The sequence below is a fragment of the Winogradskyella aquimaris genome (assembly GCF_042676105.1).
Taxonomy (GTDB): Bacteria; Bacteroidota; Bacteroidia; order Flavobacteriales; family Flavobacteriaceae; genus Winogradskyella; species Winogradskyella aquimaris.
Genome location: NZ_JBHTJQ010000003.1, coordinates 204,299 through 226,031, shown reverse-complemented (window position 1 = coordinate 226,031; position 21,733 = coordinate 204,299). Strand labels below are relative to the sequence as shown.

Here is a 21,733-nt window from a genome sequence, read left to right as displayed (position 1 = left end):
TCTAAAATTTAATTTTCCAATCCCAAATTCCTAAAAAAATGTGTGCGATGGAGTTTGGGATTTTTTATTTGTAAAATAGGCTCTTATAATATGCTTTTCTAATTTTGCAAAAACTAAAATAACAATGTTGAAAGCTGTTTTGTTTGATATGGATGGTGTTATTGTAGATACTGAGCCATTACATAGAAAGGCATATTTTAAAATGTTTTCTGATGTTAACATTAATGTTGATGAGGATTTATATGCTTCGTTTACCGGACAGTCTACGATAAATATATGCAGACGATTGGTTAATCATTTTCAACTAAGGGAAGTGCCAGAATTATTAGTAAAACTAAAGCGACAGCATTTTAAAAGTTTATTTGAAAATGATTCGGACTTAGCTTTAATAGATGGTGTTTTAGATATCATAAAAGACTATTACTCTAATGAAGTCAAATTGGTAGTGGCTTCCTCAGCATCTATGCCAAACATCAATCGAATTTTTGAGCGATTTGATTTAAATCAATATTTTATGGGAAAATTTAGTGGTGCAGATTTAAAACAGTCCAAGCCGCATCCAGAAATATTTTTAAAAGCTTATGAGCACACTGGTTGTTTGAAATCCGAATGTTTGGTTATTGAGGATTCAACAAACGGTATTGATGCCGCAAAATCTGCTGATATATTTTGCGTAGGTTTTCAAAGTCCTCATTCATCCCACCAAGATTATTCAAGGGCAGATATGGTCATATCAAGCTTCAGTGAAATTGATTATGAAAAGGCAAGAAAGCTAGTTTAGTCATTGGCTATATTTTTTGGTAATTTCTTTAACTATTTGAGAAGTTTTCAACTCTTTGTTCATGGATTCTAGTATTGTAGGTGGAGATTTTCTCACACTACAGTTTATAACGCCGCAGCGCTCACAGGTAACACCAACATGAGGGCTTTCAATACTTTTATTGTTTACAAAGTTTACTTTTCGTTGTAATTGAGCATTTAATTCTATGCCAATAGAAATACTTCTGTAGCTGTTTTGTTTGAAAGGGTCCTTGGTTGCAGAAGCTAGCACTAAATATTTCTTATTCTCAGCCACATAATCTGAAATCTGCATAGAAAATTCATGATTGGAATTATTAGCGCTTATAGCTTGCAATACTTTTATAGATACCCATCTTCTACAGTAATGTTCATTGGTTTCTCTTGCTCGAGGAGACTGCTGTTTTTCGAGATGCAGTTCTTTATTTAGAGAGAATTTATCAGATCCTTGTTGGTGAGAGAATCTTAAAAAGAATAGATTTTTTAATTTGAATTCCTTCGGGAGGATATTTGTGAGTCTTTGATAGACACTTTCCGGTGAGGCATTATATTTACTAAGTAACAATTCGAAATCTTCAGCTTTAAAGTGTTGCTGCTCAAATAGCTGCTTTAGGTTTGCGACAATACTTTCTTTGGGAATTATTAAGGCACCGGCAAAATACGAAGCATAGAAATTGTTAAGTACCTCATCAAAGCTTTCAAATTTAATCCAGGAAAAAGTATAAAGGCGTTCTGTAATATTAAGAAAGTTATATGCTAATTCCTTAGCATAAACAAAAGCACGTTGGGCATCATCAATACTTTTGGTGATTAAAAGGGTTTTTGTTTTAGGTACATAAATAGATCTGAGGTTATCCAGCTCGCTATGTTCCTCTAACTCATGGCTATTAATGCTGTAACCAAACTCTTCGACCAAAATATCTTCTAATTCCTGGGACGTTATTTTATTGGATAGGTCAATATGATAAGTTTTTGCAAATTTTAATACCGCAGTTTCAATATCCTCAAAATAGTTGTAGTTGGCTTCCTGAAAAGATCTAACTGATGCTAAAAAGAAGTTTTCTCTACTAAAGTTGTAATTCTTGGCAATTTCAATGATGGTACTAATAAAAGCAGTGACTTTAACAGGTGCATTAGATATAATATCTATTAGCGTACTTTCTTGAATACCGAACAATTCTAATGGAATTTCCTTTAATAATTTTGACTGCAGAATCTCACCAATAGGGGCGAGGTTCTTGTCTAGTTTTAAGGAAACTAATTCGTCATAAGGCACTTCCAAATGTTCAGATAACGCTGCAATTTTATCCGGTTTAGGATATTTTTTTCCTTTTTCTATTTCATTAAGATAGGATTTTGACAATCCTGATAATTTAGAAAGTCCAAATAACGAAAGCCCACGATCTGTGCGGATTTGCTTTAATTTTAAACCAAAAATTAACTTAATATAATCCTGTTCCATAGTCACAAATATAGTATTATTTGCGAATATACATTATTAGCGAAAAAATAAAAATAGCGAACGTTCGCTTGTTTTTTTCAAAAATACGTTGTAACATTGTTTCATCAAAATCTATAGGATATGCAAATTTCAGTTACACATCAGGAAAAAACTAAATTATTACAAGACGTTAAGAACGTCTATCCAGAAATCTTAACCGAAGAGGCTCTAACATTTTTATCGGCATTACACGAAAAATTTAATGATAAAAGACTTTTATTGCTTAATTACCGAAAAGAACAACAAGCCATTTTTGATTCTGGCAAATTCCCTTCTTTTCCTATTGAAACTAAAAGTATAAGGGAATCAGACTGGGTTGCTGCACCTATACCAGATGATTTATTGGATAGACGCGTAGAGATTACCGGTCCTGTAGATCGCAAGATGGTGATTAATGCTCTAAATTCTGGTGCTAAAACCTTTATGGCGGACTTTGAGGATAGCAATGCACCAAGTTGGAAAAATAACTTGGAAGGACAACAAAATTTGATAGATGCCAACAACGGCAATATTGAAATAATGGATAATACAAAAGGAAAGCATTATAAGCTCAATGACGAAACCGCTGTGCTGTTGGTTAGACCAAGAGGATTGCATCTTAATGAGCGACATTTATTGGTTAATGGTGAGCAAATGTCAGGAAGTTTGTTTGATTTTGGACTTTATGTGTTCCATAACAGTAAAGTACTTATAGACAAAGGAAGTGCTCCTTATTTCTACTTACCAAAACTTGAACATTATTTAGAAGCAAGATGGTGGAACGAAGTCTTTGAATATTCACAAGCATATCTAGGAGTGCCTCAAGGCACATTTAAAGCCACCTTGCTTATTGAAACCATAACAGCAAGTTTTCAACTGGATGAATTTATATACGAACTTAAAGACCATATTGTTGGATTAAACTGCGGTCGTTGGGATTACATCTTTTCCTACATTAAAAAATTTAGAAATCACAAAAACTTTATAGTACCCAATAGAGATCAAGTAACCATGACAACCCCTTTTATGGCGGCATATTCTAATTTAGTAATACAACGTTGTCACAAAAGAGGTATTCATGCTATGGGAGGAATGGCAGCTCAGATTCCTATTAAAAATAATCCAACAGCTAATGCGGAAGCTCTAGAAAAAGTTAGAATGGACAAGGAGCGTGAAGCTAAGAGTGGGCATGATGGTACCTGGGTGGCACATCCAGCTTTAGTGGAAGTGGCCATGAAGGAATTTGATAAGTACATGCCAACTCCAAATCAGATTTTCAGAAAGCGTGAAGATATCACGGTTACCGAAGCCGATTTGGTAGAGTTGCCAAAAGGTACCATAACTGAAACAGGAATAAGAAAAAACATCAATGTAGGTATTTTATATATGGAAGCTTGGTTGCGTGGATTTGGTGCAGTAGCGTTGTACAACTTAATGGAAGACGCAGCAACAGCGGAGATATCGAGAACACAAGTTTGGCAATGGCTAAAAAATGAAGCGTTTATTGAGGACGGACGTCAGTTTAACAGAGAATTATTCGATTCTATTTTTGATGATGAAGTTGAAAAGATTATTAGAGAAGTAGGTGAGGGCAAAATTAAGGCTACCAAGTTTTGCGATGCTATCAATCTTTTTAAACGCTTAGTGACACAACCAAACTTTGAGGAGTTCTTAACACTTTCAGCCTATAAACTATTATAACAAAAAATCCCGCTAATGCGGCAACATTACACGGGATCTATATTAAATCTAAAGTATCATTAATACAATTCAAAATTATGAAAAATTTACCACAATCAAACTTTGCTTCTGCCTTGAAGACTGTTAAAGATTTAAAAACAAAATTTGGTACAAGTTGGGATGCTATTAACCCAGAAAATGCAGCAAGAATGACAATTCAAAACCGTTTTAAAACAGGTTTGGATATCGCAAAATACACAGCTGCTATTATGCGAAAAGATATGGCGGACTATGATGCGGATTCTTCAAAGTATACGCAATCCTTGGGGTGTTGGCATGGTTTCGTGGCACAGCAGAAAATGATAGCTGTAAAAAAGCATCATAAAACAACAAGTAAACGCTATTTATACTTATCTGGTTGGATGGTTGCTGCTTTACGTTCAGAATTTGGTCCCTTACCAGATCAGTCTATGCATGAGAAAACGGCTGTGCCTAAGTTAATTGAAGAGATATATGATTTTCTTAGACAAGCAGATGCCATTGAGCTAAATGATTTATTTAGAAGACATGCAAATGGCGAGGATGTGCAAAATGAGATTGATAATTTTGAGACCCATGTTGTACCAATTATTGCTGATATTGACGCTGGTTTTGGTAATGAAGAAGCTACTTATTTACTAGCAAAGAAGATGATTCAGGCTGGTGCGTGCGCTATTCAAATAGAAAACCAAGTATCTGACGCCAAGCAATGTGGGCATCAAGATGGTAAAGTAACTGTTCCACACGAAGATTTTATTGCAAAACTTAATGCAGTTCGTTATGCGTTTTTAGAGTTAGGTGTAGATGATGGTATCATAGTAGCACGTACAGATTCTGAAGGTGCAGGGTTAACGCAAAAACTTCCTGTTAGTAAAGAACCAGGTGATATAGCTTCTAAGTATCTTGCTTTTGTAGATGCCGAAGAAGTAAAGATAGAAGAGGTGAAAGAAGGTGAAGTATTATTGAAGCGAAATGGTAAACTTGTGCAGCCAAAAAGATTACCAAATGGTTTGTACAAATTTAAAGAAGGGTCTAATATCGATAGAGTTGTACTGGACTGCATAACTAGTTTACAAAATGGAGCAGATTTGTTATGGATTGAAACACCGACCCCAAACGTAAAGCAAATTGCTCACATGATTAACAGGGTGAGAGAAGTTGTACCAAATGCCAAACTAGTTTATAATAATTCACCTTCATTTAATTGGACGTTGAATTTCCGAAATCAGGTCTATGAAGAAATGTTAGCTGAAGGCGAAAATATGACAGCCTATGATAGAAATAACCTAATGAGTGCTGAATATGATGGAACTGAATTATGTTACAGAGCAGATCAAAAAATTAAGACCTTCCAAATGGATGGTGCAAGAGAAGCGGGGATTTTTCATCACTTAATTACATTACCAACATATCACACAACAGCATTGCATATGAACGACTTAACGAAAGGCTATTTTGGAAAAGATGGAATGCTAACATACGTAAGAGATGTACAGCGTCAAGAAATTAGAAAAGGAGTATCATGTGTGAAACATCAAAGAATGGCTGGTTCCGATCTGGGTGATGATCACAAATCTTTCTTTGCGGGCGATAAAGCTTTAAAGGCTGGAGGTAAAAAGAACACTTCAAACCAATTTAAATTATATGATGATAAGACCAAAATTCATAAAAAATTAAGTGTAGTAGCTTAATTATATCATGATTCGAAAACTCTGATAATAATCAGTTGTTCATTAATTTAGTTAGATGAAAACACATTCGGCAATGGATGTGTTTTTTTATTTTAACAATTTGAAGATTAGTGGTTTAAGTATGTTCAAATAGTTCGCTTTATTACAGATTGTATTTAAACAGGTAATCTTACTTTTTATCTAAATTTTTTATCCTCTATTTAAATTTTCATTTCTTTTGGTATGCTATTAATACCCCAAACAATTAAAAACTTTTGCAATTAAGATATCTCTTCATATTATTTTGTTTATTATCGAGCTTAAACAGCAGAGCACATGGTGATTTACATAAACGCATAACTAATGTTACAGAAGAAATTCAGAAAAATCCTGATAGTGCAAAATTATATTTCAAAAGAGGAAAACTTTATTACCAACATAACAATTACGAAAATAGTCTAGAGGATTTTAAAAATGCCAAAAAATTAGGCCTTCAGAGTGCTGAACAGGATTTTCTGATAGCCAAAAGTAACTATCACTTAGAGAAGTATTCTAAATCCAAAAGACTTATAAAGCGGATCCTGCGAAAAGAATCGATTAATGTTAGAGCTTTAAAGTTATTGGCTGATATTTATTTTAAAAAAGGGGGGTATAAGAAATCCGCACTATTATACGAGGAAGTCATTTATAATTCAAAAGTAACTTTTCCTGAGTATTATTTATATGCTTCTCAAGCTTGGCGTGCCGCTAACACAATGGATTGTTTTGAACGTTCTCAATCCATACTCCTTAAAGGACTTGAAAAATTGGGAGATATCATTGTTTTATATGATCAGCTTATTTCAAATTACATAGAGATAAAAGACTTTAATTCAGCGATAAAGTTTCAGGAAAAAGTGATTAAGATGAGTAATAGAAAAGAACGTGCTTTTTTAAGGCTTGCAGATATACAGATTCATAAAGAATTATTTAATGAAGCAGAAATCTCCATAACACAAGCTGAGGAAAATTTTAAAAAATTACCACATAGAATAAGGAATGCTAAATTTATGAGGGAATTTTATTCTGAGTTACAATTGAAAAAATCGAGTTTAAAAAATAGAATTAGATGAAAAGAATTTACATACTATTGCTTTTTTTATTGACCGTAATATCTGCTTTTGGGCAGACGATAACAAGGCTACCCTATCTCCAGAAAGGTACTGAAACAGGTGTGACAATAAAGTGGAGAACAGATATAGATGATTCATCAATCGTGGAATACAGTATCGATGAAAATTTTTCTTCATTTTCAACATTTAGTGATGCCACCCTAACAACAGAGCATGAAGTGACGCTAACCGGCTTATCATCAGGAACGATTTATTATTATAGAATTGGTTCAGGTGGTAGTCTATTGGCTAACGATTCTGACCATTATTTCAAAACCCATCCCACAATTGGCTCAACTGATCCTTATACATTTTGGATTCTTGGAGGTATTGGTAAAGCTGGTGTTAGCTCTAATTTATTAGCAGCAGCCGAGGTTCGTGATGCATATTATACTTATATAGGAAGTAATATTACAGATGGTATTATTTTAACCGGAGATAATGCAGACTCGAAGGGAACCGATGCTCAATTTCAAACCCACATGTTTAATACATACTATGACAAATTACAAAACTCAATTGTTTGGTCTACCATTGGTAATATAGATGGTCAATACGTTAATAATACATCTGCACCGATAGGCGCATATTATGACATTTTTACTTTTCCAACACTAGGTGAGTCTGGTGGTGTAGCGTCAGGTACAGAATCTTATTATTCATTTGATTATGGTAATGTTCATTTTATTGTGTTAAATTCTTTTGAAGAAGACAGGTCCGTAGGAGCTGCTATGTATAACTGGGCTTTAGATGATATTCAAAACACAACACAGCAATGGGTCATTGGTATTTGGCATCATCCTCCGTATTCAAAAGGCTATCATACTTCAGAAGGTGATCAATTCAATGGTCTTCCTGCAGAAATTGAGCTAAAAGAAATGCGTGAGAATATTGTTCCAATGTTGGAAGCCAACGGTATAGATCTAATCATAGCTGGCCATAGTGAAGTCTACGAAAGATCTTACTTCATTAATGGTCATTATGGTGAATCTGCATCTTTTGATTTTGCGACCCATGCAGTAGGGCCTAATGGAGATGGTGACGGAAAACCAAGTGGTGATGGGGCTTATAGTAAGTCTACAGTTGGTGATGATGCAGGAATTGGCACTGTATATTCCGTCAATGCAACAGCATCTCGTGTGGCTGGTGGTGAATTAGACCACAATGCGATATATTATGGAGTATCTGAATTTGGTACAGGAATTTTAGAGGTAGAAGGCAATACTCTTTCAATGAAATTTTTAAATCGTTTCGGTGTTATTGAAGATCAGTTTACTATCCATAAAGGCCCAGACTATGTCTATGATAATGGCTGGCAAGATGGAAATGACCCAAACGGTGTATCTACTGATATGAAAGATTTGGTAGTGATTTCTGGTGAAGCGAATATTAATGCCAATACAACATTTAATACTGTTGTTGTTAATCCAGATGGAAATCTAAGTGTAGACCCAGGTGTCAGTTTAACGGCTAAAAGTATTGTTATAGAATCAGAGTCTAATAAATATTCAAGTTTAATACCCTCATCAACAAGTATTGTTAATGGAAGAGTGCGGTATGAGCGTTATGTTAACCAAATAGGGTCGTCCGCAGGCGGTGGAAACGATCTAATCTCGTCTCCAGTGACCGAAGGTACTATGGAATCATTTAGTGACTTTGCTGATTGGAATAAAAACTTAGCAGCACTAAATAACCTCAGAGCTTTTGCACCTTTTAATAATGAATCTGGAAGTTATGAGAATTATGATATCGTTGTCAATGAAACAACTTCACTAGAAGCTGGCAAGGGATACAGAGCAGCAACGGTTAATGGTAGCCCTGTGGTGTTTACAGGAAATGCTAAAATTGGAGATGTAAGTACTACAATTTCTGTTGGAGCATCGAGTCCATGGAATTTAGTAGGAAATCCATACACCAGTTATATCGATGCTCAAACGTTTATCAGTGAAAATGGTTCAACAGGAAACGACGTTTTAGGTTCAAGTTACAATGCGGTTTATGGTTATAATGACAGTACTGACGGTACGGGTATTTGGACGATTATCAACAATGTTCAAAATGTAGGGAAAAATATTGCCCCTGGCCAAGGATTTTTTGTTTATTCAAATGGATCTGGAGGGGTTGATAATTTAGTGTTTACACCCGAAATGAGAACGTTAAATGGAACAGATGATTTTATTTTGGGCAGAAATAGTGCAAATAATTCAATTTCTCATTTAAGTTTGAGAATTGCCAATGCATCAGGTAACTATGATACAGATTTTTATTTTTCAGATAATTGCTCTTCAGGGTTAGACATCGGGTATGATGCTGGTTCTTTAGATGCTAGTGATGCTGATTTTTCCTTGTATTCCCATTTAGTTGCCGATAATATTGGTGTAGACCTTGCTATTCAATGTTTGTCTTTTGATGATATGGATAGTGTTGTTGTCCCTCTGGGAATAAATGCTTCAGCTGGTGATAACATCAATGTTAATATTTTTGAAAGTGACTTATCCGAGGATATTAATATATACCTTGAAGATAATCTAGCGAATACCTTCACTTTATTAAATTCAAATACTTACAGCTTTACTGCAATCGAGGATATAAATGGTACTGGTAGGTTCTTTCTGCATTTTTCACCTTCGACTTTATCGAATGATACTAACATAATTAATGGTTTACAAATTTTTACAACTGCTAATCCTGATTACCTGAATATAAATGGTAAGTTGACTGGGTCAGCCGAATTATATCTTTATGATTTGCAAGGTAGATTAGTAATGACTAGAAAATTGGAAAGCGGAAGCAATACAAATTCAATAAATGTTGAGGCACTACAATCAGGTGTTTATATTGTGAAACTAGATGTGTCTGGTGCGGTAAGAACAGAGAAAGTAATCATCAACTAAAAATATAATTTAACTTTTTAAAAGTTTACAAACACATCCAATTTAGGATGTGTTTTTGTTTTATGTAAAAGTCAATTTAAACGAAAGTTATAACAATCCAATACGTTTATGAGTTCTTTCCAAGTCTCTTACTTTTAGTTCAGTATTTTTATTCAGTTTGGAAATTAGCTTTAAAAATAATAACGCCGTAATGTAGGCATCACCAGAAGCAGTATGCCTATCGTGAAGCGGAATTTTAAATCTATTGGACAATTCATCCAAACCGAAATGTGTTTTGCTAGTGTCGAGTTTGGTTTTCTGAAAGATATGACCTGTATCTAAGACCTTGTTTTTTAGTTTTGGTAGACCAATTCTTCTAAGAGAGGTATTAATCATAGCTACATCAAACGCAGCATGGTGAGCCACTAGAACAGCATTTTTTATGTATTCTAAAAATAGCTTGACCGCTTCAGGTTCTTCAACTTTCAATAATTTACCTTCTTTAAGTAAGCCATGTATTTTAACAGTATCTGCATTAAATTTTTCCTGTTTTAGATATAATTCTAGCTGGTTCGAAACTTTAATTTTTAAACCTTCTATGGCTACACATCCTATAGATAAAATTCTATCATGCTTAGTATCTAGGCCTGTGGTTTCAGTATCAAAAACAACGAATCGTATTTCTTCAATATTTTGCGCCTGACGTCTTTGGAAACTACTTTTGTACACTTCCCAAAATTCAGGATAAGATTTACGTTTAAACCAATTCATCTTAGAGCAGTTGAGAAAGTTTAAATCTAACCTTTATGAGTTCTTGTACTTCTTTGACAGCTTTGAAACTTCTTTTTAGTTGAAGCCGATTTCCTTTGTCTAAGGATTCTAAATCTATAAACCTACCTGAATCATTATGTGCTAAGCCTTGTTTGGTTCTAAAGGTTAAGAGGTCTTTATAAGCTTTTATACAAAATGAATAAGTGTCCTTGTTTTGAGGTTCTAATTCCATTAGCTTTTCGTAACGTAAAAATGTATTATTTACGGCTTTTATATTGTGGGAAAGTATTAAGAGTCGCGCGGCATCAACAAGGGGCATCATTGCACGCCCTTTAATATCAAACTGATCTTTATGCTCACCATCATCTTCTACCAAAAATTGCCTAAAAAAGCTTAAAGGCGGTGGATTTTGCAATGCATTTCTTCCTAAGTATGTTAAAAATATATCATGATTTTCAATACTTTTAAATATGCTTTCAGACAATTGATTCACAAGTTCCACGTCTCCATAAACGTGCTCATAATCAAAGAAAATAGTGCAAAGCATTAAGTTGTCTTGATCTGGTGTGGTAATCCAACTTTTAAATTGTTTTGACCACTCAGAAACCGATTTACACCATTTAGGATTGTTAGCCATCATTTGGGCTGGACATAATTCAAATCCAACAGTTTCCAAATCATTATTGATATACTTTGATAGTTTTAAAAAGTATGACTTTACCTTCTCGAAATTGGTTTCGTTAACATCTTCAAAAACTAGCGCATTGTCTTGATCAGTCATCAATAATTGTTCTTGTCTACCTTGACTGCCAATAGCTAACCAAGTAAACTTGACAGGAGGCTTAACTTTCATTTTTACAATGCTCAATTCAATAACTTTCTGAGTTATGATGTCATTTATTGCAGATACTAGTTTTGATATAAAATCTATTGGGATGTCTTGCTCTAGATAGCGTTCCACCAACTTTTGGGTGCGTTGTCTTATTTTTTGAAGCTCTAGTGCCGTATGGCTGCGTTTAATTTCTTTTATAAGGGATGAAGCATTATTTTCTCTGAGTACAATGATGTCATGTTCTGATAAAATACCTGTAAGCTCAGACTGGTTTGTGCCATCTTTTGTAATACACAGGTGTGTTATCTTATTTTTAAGCATGGCAATTTGAGCTTCAGCAACTGAAATAGTTTCGGGATAAGTAATAACGGGTGAAGACATTACTGCCGATACCGTTTGATTTATAGTGAATTTTCCTGTTGCAATTTTTGTTCTTAAATCCTTATCGGTAATAATGCCTATAGGCTTTTTTTGGTCTACAATTATAATAGAGCCAACATGCTTTTCTGTCATGATGTTGGCGGCTTCTTTTATGCTGGTCTCAGTACTACAGGTTATAGGGTTTTTAGAATAGTCAGCTGTTTGTAGGTAAGTGTATTCAGATGATTGTTGTAGGGCTTGATAAAAGTCGTCCTCCTCTGTATTTCTGGTCCTAATGTTTGAAGCAAAACTTGCCATTAGAAATTGGCTAGCATCAGTATTAGGAGTAATATAAGTATCTAGGTTCTCCAGTGAAATACAGTATACAATACTTTCTTCAATGGCTTTGGCGTTGAGTTTGTATTTGCCCTTGCGAAGTAAGGCACGAAGTCCAAAAATATCTCCTTCATCGCATTTGTCTACCAAATTATTATTGTCTCTAAATAAACCTATTGCACCATCCCTTACAACGTAAAATTGATTAGAGACCGGCTGACCAATTTCAAAAACAAATTGATTGTTCTCCAAATACATAACATCTACAGAACTAGAAATAGAAAAAAGTTGATTTCTAGTCAATAAATTAAAAGGGGGGAACCCTTTTAAATAATCATATATACGCTCTGCAATAGTATTCACAGAAGCAATTTAACCAAAAAAAGACCCTTACTGGATAATAAAGGTCATTTTGTTGCTAAAATGCTATAGTTTATTTGTCTTCAAATTCAAAATCATCACCATTGCCATTTCCGTTTCTAGAACGCTCTCGTTTGTTAATCTGCTGATTAAATCTGTATATAATAGAGAAGTTAATTTGTCTTTGACGCCATTGAGAATCCCTAAAACGTCTAAAAAAGTCGGTAGTAGTAACTGATTCACGTCGTCTTGAATTGAGCAAGTCTCTAACGTTTAACGAAAGGGTTAGGCTATTGTCAAAAAGTTCTTTACTAAAAGCTAAATCGATAGATAGAATCCCGTCAGTATCTGATTGGGCATCCTGAATGGCACCCCTGTAATTGGCATTGGTTTGCCAATCTATTTTCCAAGGCAAAATAACCTTTGAGCTTAATCTGGCAAACCAACTCGTATTTTTAGCACTGTAATCTACACCATTAAACTCACCCTCAGTTTCAAATTGAAAGAAGTTAAAACTGGAATTTAGACGTAACCACTTAGCAGGATTATACAAAATACCTAATTCTGCTCCAGTTCTGGCATTTGTGGATAAATTTATAGGAATGGTTCTAATAATATCGATACCGTCAGTAGTTTGTTGTCCTGTATTTTCTTGGACACGCTCAAAAGAATTAGTTTCATACTGATAGTATACAGAGGTAGTTAAGGTAAACTCGTCCCAGCGCTTCAAATATCCTAAATCAAAGGCACTAGCAAAGGCTGGTTGTAGATTAGGATTTCCTTGAAACACGTTAGTTCTACTGGATCGCGTCGGAAAAGGGTTTATAAACCAACCTCGAGGTCTATTGATTCGTCTATTGTAACCAAGTGTTATACTTTCTTCAGCGTCGGAAACGTTGTTTCCTAAATTATATATGATGTTGACGGTTGGGAAGAGCCCCAAGTAATTATTATCAAAATTGGTTTGAATCGGAAAGCCAAAAGCTTCTACTAACTCCTCATTTGTTAACCTAGAGTCAATTTTGCCCTTTAACTGTGTATGTTCTAATCGAAGTCCCAATAGAAAAGAAAACTTACCAAACTTAGACCCATATTGTGTATATACTGCATTCACATTTTCATCATAATCGAAAACATTTGTAATTGTATCATTGACTACCAAATTACCTGTGCTAATATCTTCCTGCTCTAATCTGTAATCCGTGACTTCGTTTTCAAAGGTGCCTCTATATCCAGCTTCGAAACGTGAGTCTTTACCTAGTGGCAAGACATAGTCGGTTTGAATTAAATATTCGTTTTGAACTTCCTCCGTGAATTCTTGTTCTTGCTGAAAGGGTTCAGGATCTGTTTGATTGGTCGTAATATAGTCTTCAGTTAGATTGGTAAAGCCGTCCTCGGCGTCATTGGCATACTGAAAATCGGCTGTAAGTTTATGGTCGCTGTCATCACCAAAACGTTTCACGTAATTTAAGGTGATTTGATAACTGTTATCTTGCTCCGTTTCTTTTTCACGTCTTAGAGTTTCTTCTACGATTATTCCCTCATTAAAGCGTTCACTGCTATTTAAGGATAAATCGGCATCACTACCCAACCTGTAAAACAAGCCACCTGTAATAGATGAGGACTCATCTATGAAATACTCCATACCAATATTGGCATTATAATTTCTGTTAAGACGTTCCACATCTTGGTCTTCTATAATTCTTCTAAACTCAGGTTCTATGATATTTCCATCAACTTCTCGGTCAAAATAATCCACATCGGTGAAACTTGTTCTTGGGGCGTCGAAATAACGCCAACTTAAATTAGTAAATATGTTAAACTTTTCAGTTCTGTAATTTATGGAAGAGTTGAGTCCGATATTATCTGGATTACCCACTGTAAAGTTGAATGAACCATTAAAACCAAGTGTTTCTTTTTGTCTTAAAATAATGTTGAGAATACCTGCCGTTCCTTCAGCGTCGTACCTGGCAGATGGTGAAGTAATAACTTCGACACGCTCAATTGCTTCTGCAGGTAATTGACTTAAAACATTGGTGTCGCCAAAACCTGCAAGTGCAGATGGCCTGCCATTAATTAAAATTCTTACATTCTGATTCCCCCTTAAGCTTATACCACCTTCGATATCAACAGAGACAGAAGGTACATTATTTAAAGCATCACTCACCGTACCACCTGCAGTGGTTAAATCTTGTCCTATGTTGTAGACTTTTTTATCCAATTTGACCTCAACCGTAGTTTTTTCAGCTACAATAGTAACTTCCTCTAAGGATGCAACGTCAAGTGCTAAACTTACGGTACCAAGGTTTATAGAACTATTTAGGATTTTGTTTAAATATTCTTTTGTTTGGTAGGAAATATATTCCACATAAATATTGTAGGTACCAGGTTTTATGTCTAATTCAAAATTACCATCAATATCGGTAATTCCGCCAGTTACAACCTTATTGTCTGGAACTGATTTAATTGTTATTGTAGCATATTCAAGGGGAATATTTGTGCCCTCTTCAACAACTTTACCCTCAACTTTGATTTCTTTTTGAGCAAAAGTCAACGAAGCACATAGAAAAAAAATAACTAATAGAGGTAAATTTAATTTCATAACAAGTAGTTAGTGTTTTTCGCAAAGGTACTTCTACTTGCAGAGCTATTGGTTAATCTTATGTTAAAGGGAAATACGGATTTTCAATTTAAGAATAGGTAAACTCAATTAGCCTTAATCCTTTTTTCTTTTTTTGCGCTTTTTCTTTTTTTCTTTTAAAACTTCCTTTTCATCAAAGTTTCCCTTTATCATTTCCTTGATTTTAGACATGTCTTCATCAGAGATTAGTTCTGTCAATTCTTTAAAATGAGTATCGTCAAGCTTTTTTATGGCTTGTTCTCTGTCAAAAATTCGTTCGTATTTAACTTTTAAAAGTTCCTTTTTGGCATCGAAATAAGAATTGAGGTATTGCTTGATAATTTCTTTCTGAAAATCATCAGCTTCAAGAGTAGTCAAGAAATTTGAAATATATTCATCCTTACGTTCTTCTAACTTTTGTTCGTATTTTGCAATTTCTTCTTCGGTTGGCTCCCTATTAATAACAGGATTTCCCATGCGATCTCTACGTGCTTGGGCATTAGTACTAAATCCGAGAACTAATGCAAAAATTATTAAGATTAGTTTTTTCATGACTAAATAATATCTAATATGCGTTCTTTTGGTCTTCCGATTACGGCTTTATCATTGTTAACAACTATTGGTCGTTCTATAAGCTTTGGATGGTTTACCATAGCTTTAATAATTTGTTCATCTGTCAATTCCTTTCCTTTAAAATCTGATTTCCAAGTAGACTCATTCTTTCTGATTAAATCTATGGGTTTGATGTCTAATTTAGAAATAATTGTTTTCAGATCTTCTTCGCTCAATAAATCTTCAAGGTATTTTACAATCTCAAACGTTTTTCCAGATTCTTCCAGTAAGGTTAATCCTTCTCTAGACTTTCGACATCTTGGGTTGTGGTAAATAGTTATCATGTTATATTGTTAATCAATTTTTATGCCAACACTTTTTATTAAATGACCATTACTCATTCTTCATTCTTTTGTCCCATCATCATTAAATAGGCCTTTAAAAAAGGCTCAATATCTCCGTCCATAACCGCATCTACATTACCAGTCTCATGAGCTGTACGGACATCTTTTACAAGTTTATAGGGATGCATTACATAGTTTCTTATTTGGCTTCCCCATTCAATCTTCATCTTACTGGCCTCAATATCTTCGCGCTGCGCCAATTGCTTTTGTAATTCGATCTCGTACAGTTGAGATTTAAGCATTTGCATTGCTCTAGCTCTATTGTCATGCTGTGAACGTGTTTCTGAACATTGTATTTGTATACCAGTAGGTTTATGTAATAATTGCACCTTCGTTTCAACCTTATTTACATTTTGTCCACCAGCACCACTAGATCGTGCTGTGGTAATTTCAATATCAGCAGGGTTTATATCGATTTCAATAGAATCGTCTACCAAAGGATAGACATATACAGAGGCAAAACTCGTATGGCGCTTGGCATTACTGTCAAAAGGTGAAATCCTAACCAAACGATGGACACCATTTTCGCCTTTTAACCATCCAAAGGCATAATCTCCTTCAATTTCAAGTGTTACTGTTTTAATGCCGGCTACATCTCCTTCTTGATGGTTGAGTTCTTTTACTTTAAAACCACTTTTTTCGGCATACATTAAATACATCCGCATGAGCATACTTGCCCAATCGCAAGATTCTGTACCACCTGCACCAGCGGTGATTTGCAATACAGCGCTCAAACTATCTCCTTCTTCAGAAAGCATGTTCTTGAACTCGAGTTTTTCAACAGCATTAACGGCCTTTTGAAAACGAGCTTCTACATCTTCCAAGGTGGCCTCTTCTTCTTTATAAAATTCATAAATGACCTCTAGGTCTTCAAAAAGTGTTTTGGCGTTGTTGAAATCATTGACCCAACTCTTTTTTTCTCTAATGGAACGCATAACCTGTTCGGCTTTTTTTGAATCGTTCCAAAAATTTGGGTCAAAAGTTTGTTCTTCTTCGTTAGCGATTTCTATAAGTTTGGTATCTAAGTCAAAGATACTGTCTAAGTATGTCTAGACGGGAATTAAGATCTTTAATTTGATCTGATGTTATCATATAGTTTGAATTTTCTACAAATATAATAGGCGCAGATAAGGTGCCATAATTTTTGAAATTCTTTTTTAGAAATTGTGTAGTTTTAATCCCTAAACTAGTAATATGAAAATAGATTTAAGAAGCGATACGGTCACTAAGCCAACAAAGGATATGTTAGATGCTATGATGTCTGCAGAAGTTGGTGATGATGTTTATAAAGAAGACCCTGCCGTAAATGCACTTGAAAGCAGATTGGCAGAAATGTTTGGAATGGATGAAGCTTTATTTTTTCCTACTGGTACAATGGCCAATCAGACGGCTTTAAAACTGCATACCAATCCAGGCGAACAAGTTATATGTGATAAATATGCTCACATCTATAATTATGAAGGTGGTGGCGCTTCTTTTAATAGTGGTATTTCTTGTAAGTTGATTAATGGTCAAAGAGGTATGTTTACCGCTGCACAAGCCGAAGAAGCTATAAATCCACCAGATTTTTACCATAGCCCTTTAACGTCTTTAATTGAGGTCGAAAACACTACTAATAAAGGTGGTGGAGCGTGCTGGGACTTTGAAGAGTTAAAAAAAATTAGAGAAGTCGCTGATAAGAATAATTTAGGTTATCATTTAGATGGAGCAAGACTTTGGAATGCGATGGTAGCCAAAAAACAAACCCCTAAACAATATGGGCAATTATTTGATACCATATCGGTTTGTTTAAGTAAAGGACTTGGTTGTCCTGTTGGTTCTGTTCTAATCGGAAAAAAGGAATTAATGAGTGGTGCATTACGCGTAAGAAAAATATTAGGTGGCGGAATGCGACAAGTAGGTTATTTAGCGGCAGCAGGTCTCTATGCCTTAGATAACCATTTAGAACGCCTTGCCGATGATCACAGAAAAGCAACGGTAATAGGTGAAGTGTTAAACCAATTGTCTTTTATCAAAACGGTAGAGCCGATAGAGACTAACATTATTATTTTTGAGTTAGATGATAATATTAGTGAAACAGATTTTCTAAATAAGCTCAAGGAAAAAAATATCCACATTATTGGTATGGGGAGTCATAAATTACGAATGGTAACACATCTGGATTATACCGACTCTATGCACGAAGCATTACTCACAGTATTAAAGGCTTTATAGGAACTTTATTTAAACATATCCATTCCGGGTATGTTTGGCATTCCTTCTTTGGCAACAGCAGCTATTTCAGTTTCATTAACATTTGTTGCTTTTTCTATGGCTCTATTGAGCGTTAATATCAGGTAGTCCTCAAGCATATCTTTGTCTTGAAGCAGTTCTTCATCAATAGAGATAGATTTAATGGTTCGGTTGGCGGTTAGGGTTACTTTTAGTTTACCGTCGTTACTAGACTCATCTATCATAACGGTATTAAGACGTTCTTTTGTTTCTTCAACTTTTTTCTGGGCTTCTTTTAATTTACCCATCATATTCATCATATCACCAAACATATCAATATCTTTTAAAAGTTATGCCTCAAAATTACTAAATTGCGCCACTTTTCAGATTAAATTTTTCTTAAAAATACGAATGAAAGCGACCCCTAAAATTAAAGCACCAATAGCTAAAAAGATTCCACATGAATTAGAAAAGCATGGTGATGTTAGAATCGACAATTATTTTTGGATGAAGGACAGGGAGCATCCTGAAGTGATTAATTATCTTAAGGAAGAAAATGCTTATTATGAGATTGAGACCACCCATACTAAAGCCTTTCAGAAGAGTTTGTTCGAGGAAATGAAAGCAAGAATAAAGGAAGATGATTCTTCTGTACCGTATAAATATAATGGATATTGGTATATGACTAGATTTGAAAAAGATAAGGATTATCCAATTTATACGAGAAAAAAGGAATCATTAGACAATCCTGAAGAATTGCTTTTTGATTGTAACCAAATGGCAGAAGGTCAAAACTATTTCAAATTGGTAGGTATTAGTATCAGCCCAGATAATAAGAAAGTATCTTATGGAATTGACACAACAGGTAGGAGGCAATACACAATAAAGATTAAGGATTTAAAAACGGGTGTTGTTCATAACGACCACATTGAAAACACAACAGGATCTTCAACTTGGGCCAATGACAATAAAACACTTTTTTACACAAAAAAGGATCCAATTACGCTGAGGGCTTACCAAATATTTAGACACGAACTAGGCTCAAATAAAGAAGATGTTTTAATCTTTCAGGAAGGAGATGAAACTTTTGGAACCACAATATATAAGTCAAAATCCAGAAAATACATCATTATTGCCTGCTATAGTACCTTGACTAACGAATATCATATTCTTAATGCAGATCAACCAGAAGGTAAGTTCGAAGTTTTTCAACCTCGTATAAGAGGCTTAGAATATAGTATCTCACACTATAATGGGTTTTTCTACATTCTTACAAACAAAGATAAAGCGACCAACTTCAAACTAATGAAATGCACTGAAAATGATAGAGCTATAGATAAATGGGAAGAGGTAATTCCACATAGAGAAGAGGTGCTCATTGAGAATATAGATATTTTTAAAAATTACCTTGTTATAAGTGAACGAAACAATGGCCTGAACAAAATAAGAATAATGCGCTGGGATGGTAAACAAGACTATTATTTACCCTTCGATAATGAAACGTATACGGCTTACACTACAACCAATGTTGAATTTGATACTGAATATTTGCGATATGCCTACAATGCACTTACAACACCAGCTTCGGTCATAGAATTTAATATGAAAACTAAGACGAAGACCATCTTAAAAGAGCAAGAAGTTTTAGGAGGAAAATTTAACAAAGACAATTATATATCAGAGCGTATTTGGGCAACCGCAAATGATGGAACAAAAATTCCAATGTCGGTAGTTTATAAAAAGGGATTAAAATTGGATGGTAAAAACCCTTTACTACAATATGCTTATGGTAGTTACGGTTCGACAGTAGATCCTTATTTTTCAACAATTCGTTTAAGTTTAATCGATAGAGGCTTTATATATGTAATTACTCATGTTAGGGGAGGAGAGTATCTTGGCAGGCAGTGGTATGAGGATGGTAAACTCCTGAAAAAGAAAAATACATTTACTGATTTTGTAACCTGCTCTATTCATTTAATAAAGAAAAAATATACGTCATCACAGCATCTCTATGCTATGGGAGGTAGTGCTGGAGGATTGCTAATGGGTGCTATCATAAATATTGCACCTGAACTTTATAATGGTATAGTTGCTGCGGTTCCATTTGTAGATGTAATTACCACTATGTTAGACGATTCCATTCCATTAACAACGGGTGAGTACGACGAGTGGGGAAATCCAAATGATAAACTATATTATGAATATATGAAATCCTATTCACCTTACGATAATATAGAAGCAAATGACTATCCGAATATGTTGGTAACCGCTGGGCTAAATGATTCCCAAGTGCAGTATTGGGAACCTGCAAAATGGGTTGCTAAACTTAGAGATATGAAAACCGATAATAACAAGTTGTTTCTTAAAACTAATATGGATGCAGGCCATGGTGGTGCATCTGGTCGGTTTGAAAGTATCAAGGAAGATGCAGAGGAATTTGCTTTTCTTTTAGATTTAGAAGGTATATCCAGTTGATTTTAAAAAAAAAGTATTAGTTTTGCGAGGTTTAAAGTGTGTTTTTTAATACACTTGTTTAAATTGCATTTATGGACAAAAACAAAAATGTATTTGATAACGTATTACAACTTATTGGTAATACACCACTTATCAAGTTAAACAGAATGACTGCTGACTATGATGGCGACTTCTATGCTAAAGTAGAGGCATTTAATCCAGGTCATTCTTCCAAGGACAGAATTGCGTTACATATTATTGAAGAAGCAGAGCGTCAAGGTATCTTAACTCCAGGTGATACTATTATTGAAACTACCTCTGGTAATACGGGATTTAGTATTGCTATGGTAAGTATTATCAAGGGGTATGAGTGTATTTTAGCGGTAAGTTCAAAATCTTCTGCAGACAAAATAGATATGTTAAGGTCTATGGGAGCAAAGGTGTATGTTTGCCCTGCTCATGTTAATGCAGATGATCCAAGATCCTACTACCAAGTCGCTAAGAGACTTCATGAAGAGATTAAAGGTTCTATTTACATCAACCAATATTTCAATCAGTTAAATATCGATGCCCATTATAATTCTACAGGTCCAGAAATATGGAATCAGACTAATGGTGAAATCACTCATTTGGTTGCATGTAGTGGGACTGGTGGAACAATCTCAGGAATAGCAAAGTATCTAAAGGAGCAAAATCCTGATGTGAAAATTATTGGTGTGGATGCTTATGGTTCTGTATTAAAGAAATATCATGAAACTAGAGAGTTTGATGATAAGGAAATCTATCCGTACAGAATTGAAGGTTTAGGCAAAAATTTAATTCCTACGGCCACTGATTTTGATATTATCGATAGGTTTGTTAAGGTTACCGATGAAGAAAGTGCTCACACAGCTCGTGAAATCTCGAATACAGAAGGTTTGTTTGTTGGTTACACTAGTGGTGCGGCCATGCAAGCGATTAAACAACTGAATGAAGAGGGAGAGTTTAAATCTACAGATAAAATTGTTGTAGTCTTTCCAGATCACGGTTCAAGATATATGAGTAAGGTTTACAGTGATAAGTGGATGGAAGACCAAGGCTTTTTTGATAGTAAAAATGAGGTTTCCACAACCATACAATATATAAAGTAAGATCCATATTGG

General features: G+C 34.7%; 16 protein-coding genes. 8 read left to right on the top strand and 8 right to left on the bottom strand.

Going from position 1 to position 21,733, the window contains the following annotated elements; genetic code table 11:
- Positions 1-124 precede the first annotated feature (124 nt).
- Positions 125-781 carry an HAD family hydrolase gene (locus ACFQ1K_RS03855; protein ID WP_320555092.1) on the top strand — a complete coding sequence of 219 codons (657 nt, stop codon included), beginning with the start codon at positions 125-127 and terminating at the stop codon, positions 779-781.
- Here the strand turns inward: ACFQ1K_RS03855 and ACFQ1K_RS03850 are convergent, their stop codons facing one another.
- Positions 782-2,260, bottom strand: coding sequence for a helix-turn-helix domain-containing protein (locus tag ACFQ1K_RS03850; protein WP_320555091.1), 1,479 nt, complete (start codon positions 2,258-2,260; stop codon positions 782-784). It abuts the gene before it with no gap.
- A gap of 120 nt (positions 2,261-2,380) precedes the next feature.
- Here ACFQ1K_RS03850 and aceB point away from each other — a divergent pair, with 120 nt between their 5' ends.
- The 4 genes from aceB to ACFQ1K_RS03830 all read left to right on the top strand — a co-directional run bounded on the left by aceB (position 2,381) and on the right by ACFQ1K_RS03830 (position 9,712).
- Positions 2,381-3,979, top strand: a complete 1,599-nt coding sequence (gene aceB, locus ACFQ1K_RS03845; protein ID WP_320555090.1) for a malate synthase A — start codon at positions 2,381-2,383, stop codon at positions 3,977-3,979.
- Between the two features lie 77 nt (positions 3,980-4,056).
- Positions 4,057-5,688: an isocitrate lyase gene (locus ACFQ1K_RS03840; RefSeq protein ID WP_320555089.1), complete on the top strand. Its 1,632-nt coding sequence runs from the start codon at positions 4,057-4,059 to the stop codon at positions 5,686-5,688.
- A gap of 254 nt (positions 5,689-5,942) precedes the next feature.
- A complete protein-coding gene (locus ACFQ1K_RS03835; protein WP_320555088.1) occupies positions 5,943-6,779 on the top strand; it encodes a tetratricopeptide repeat protein in 837 nt (278 codons plus the stop codon).
- Positions 6,776-9,712, top strand: coding sequence for a fibronectin type III domain-containing protein (locus ACFQ1K_RS03830; RefSeq protein WP_320555087.1), 2,937 nt, complete (start codon positions 6,776-6,778; stop codon positions 9,710-9,712). The genes ACFQ1K_RS03835 and ACFQ1K_RS03830 overlap by 4 nt, the downstream gene beginning before the upstream one ends.
- Before the next feature lie 87 nt (positions 9,713-9,799).
- Here ACFQ1K_RS03830 and ACFQ1K_RS03825 read toward each other — a convergent pair whose 3' ends face one another.
- The 6 genes from ACFQ1K_RS03825 to prfB form a co-directional block, all read right to left on the bottom strand.
- Entirely contained in the window at positions 9,800-10,462 is a 663-nt protein-coding gene (locus tag ACFQ1K_RS03825; RefSeq protein WP_320555086.1) for a 3'-5' exonuclease, read from the bottom strand.
- Between the two features lies 1 nt (position 10,463).
- Positions 10,464-12,353: a DUF294 nucleotidyltransferase-like domain-containing protein gene (locus tag ACFQ1K_RS03820; protein ID WP_320555085.1), complete on the bottom strand. Its 1,890-nt coding sequence runs from the start codon at positions 12,351-12,353 to the stop codon at positions 10,464-10,466.
- Positions 12,354-12,423: 70 nt separating this feature from the next.
- Positions 12,424-14,952, bottom strand: a complete 2,529-nt coding sequence (locus ACFQ1K_RS03815; protein ID WP_320555084.1) for a TonB-dependent receptor domain-containing protein — start codon at positions 14,950-14,952, stop codon at positions 12,424-12,426.
- A gap of 114 nt (positions 14,953-15,066) precedes the next feature.
- A complete protein-coding gene (locus ACFQ1K_RS03810) occupies positions 15,067-15,522 on the bottom strand; it encodes a hypothetical protein (RefSeq protein WP_320555083.1) in 456 nt (151 codons plus the stop codon).
- 2 nt (positions 15,523-15,524) lie between these two features.
- Positions 15,525-15,866 (bottom strand): arsenate reductase (glutaredoxin), encoded by a 342-nt coding sequence (arsC, locus tag ACFQ1K_RS03805; protein WP_320555082.1) that lies wholly within the window; start codon positions 15,864-15,866, stop codon positions 15,525-15,527.
- Between the two features lie 53 nt (positions 15,867-15,919).
- A protein-coding gene (gene prfB, locus ACFQ1K_RS03800; protein ID WP_320555081.1) for a peptide chain release factor 2 occupies positions 15,920-17,018 on the bottom strand; the annotation gives its coding sequence in 2 pieces (ribosomal slippage) (positions 15,920-16,954 and positions 16,956-17,018; 1,098 coding nt in all).
- A gap of 102 nt (positions 17,019-17,120) precedes the next feature.
- Between prfB and ACFQ1K_RS03795 the strand changes: the two genes are divergently transcribed.
- Entirely contained in the window at positions 17,121-18,140 is a 1,020-nt protein-coding gene (locus ACFQ1K_RS03795; protein ID WP_320555080.1) for a threonine aldolase family protein, read from the top strand.
- Positions 18,141-18,145: 5 nt separating this feature from the next.
- Here ACFQ1K_RS03795 and ACFQ1K_RS03790 read toward each other — a convergent pair whose 3' ends face one another.
- Positions 18,146-18,469, bottom strand: coding sequence for a YbaB/EbfC family nucleoid-associated protein (locus ACFQ1K_RS03790; RefSeq protein WP_320555079.1), 324 nt, complete (start codon positions 18,467-18,469; stop codon positions 18,146-18,148).
- Positions 18,470-18,548: 79 nt separating this feature from the next.
- Between ACFQ1K_RS03790 and ACFQ1K_RS03785 the strand changes: the two genes are divergently transcribed.
- Positions 18,549-20,612, top strand: a complete 2,064-nt coding sequence (locus ACFQ1K_RS03785; RefSeq protein WP_320555078.1) for a S9 family peptidase — start codon at positions 18,549-18,551, stop codon at positions 20,610-20,612.
- A gap of 71 nt (positions 20,613-20,683) precedes the next feature.
- The gene (locus tag ACFQ1K_RS03780) at positions 20,684-21,721 is read left to right on the top strand and encodes a PLP-dependent cysteine synthase family protein (RefSeq protein WP_320555077.1); all 1,038 of its coding nucleotides are present in this window, start codon (positions 20,684-20,686) and stop codon (positions 21,719-21,721) included.
- The last annotated feature ends 12 nt before the right edge of the window (positions 21,722-21,733 follow it).

What these genes read in the sequence shown, in the direction of transcription:
- ACFQ1K_RS03825 (WP_320555086.1), bottom strand. Translation starts at nt 10,462, where the DNA reads ATGAATTGGTTTAAACGTAAATCTTATCCTGAATTTTGGGAAGTGTAC.
- ACFQ1K_RS03855 (WP_320555092.1), top strand. Translation starts at nt 125, where the DNA reads ATGTTGAAAGCTGTTTTGTTTGATATGGATGGTGTTATTGTAGATACT.
- arsC (WP_320555082.1), bottom strand. Translation starts at nt 15,866, where the DNA reads ATGATAACTATTTACCACAACCCAAGATGTCGAAAGTCTAGAGAAGGA.
- ACFQ1K_RS03785 (WP_320555078.1), top strand. Translation starts at nt 18,549, where the DNA reads ATGAAAGCGACCCCTAAAATTAAAGCACCAATAGCTAAAAAGATTCCA.
- ACFQ1K_RS03830 (WP_320555087.1), top strand. Translation starts at nt 6,776, where the DNA reads ATGAAAAGAATTTACATACTATTGCTTTTTTTATTGACCGTAATATCT.
- ACFQ1K_RS03795 (WP_320555080.1), top strand. Translation starts at nt 17,121, where the DNA reads ATGAAAATAGATTTAAGAAGCGATACGGTCACTAAGCCAACAAAGGAT.
- ACFQ1K_RS03780 (WP_320555077.1), top strand. Translation starts at nt 20,684, where the DNA reads ATGGACAAAAACAAAAATGTATTTGATAACGTATTACAACTTATTGGT.
- ACFQ1K_RS03815 (WP_320555084.1), bottom strand. Translation starts at nt 14,952, where the DNA reads ATGAAATTAAATTTACCTCTATTAGTTATTTTTTTTCTATGTGCTTCG.
- aceB (WP_320555090.1), top strand. Translation starts at nt 2,381, where the DNA reads ATGCAAATTTCAGTTACACATCAGGAAAAAACTAAATTATTACAAGAC.
- ACFQ1K_RS03840 (WP_320555089.1), top strand. Translation starts at nt 4,057, where the DNA reads ATGAAAAATTTACCACAATCAAACTTTGCTTCTGCCTTGAAGACTGTT.
- ACFQ1K_RS03810 (WP_320555083.1), bottom strand. Translation starts at nt 15,522, where the DNA reads ATGAAAAAACTAATCTTAATAATTTTTGCATTAGTTCTCGGATTTAGT.
- ACFQ1K_RS03790 (WP_320555079.1), bottom strand. Translation starts at nt 18,469, where the DNA reads ATGTTTGGTGATATGATGAATATGATGGGTAAATTAAAAGAAGCCCAG.
- ACFQ1K_RS03850 (WP_320555091.1), bottom strand. Translation starts at nt 2,260, where the DNA reads ATGGAACAGGATTATATTAAGTTAATTTTTGGTTTAAAATTAAAGCAA.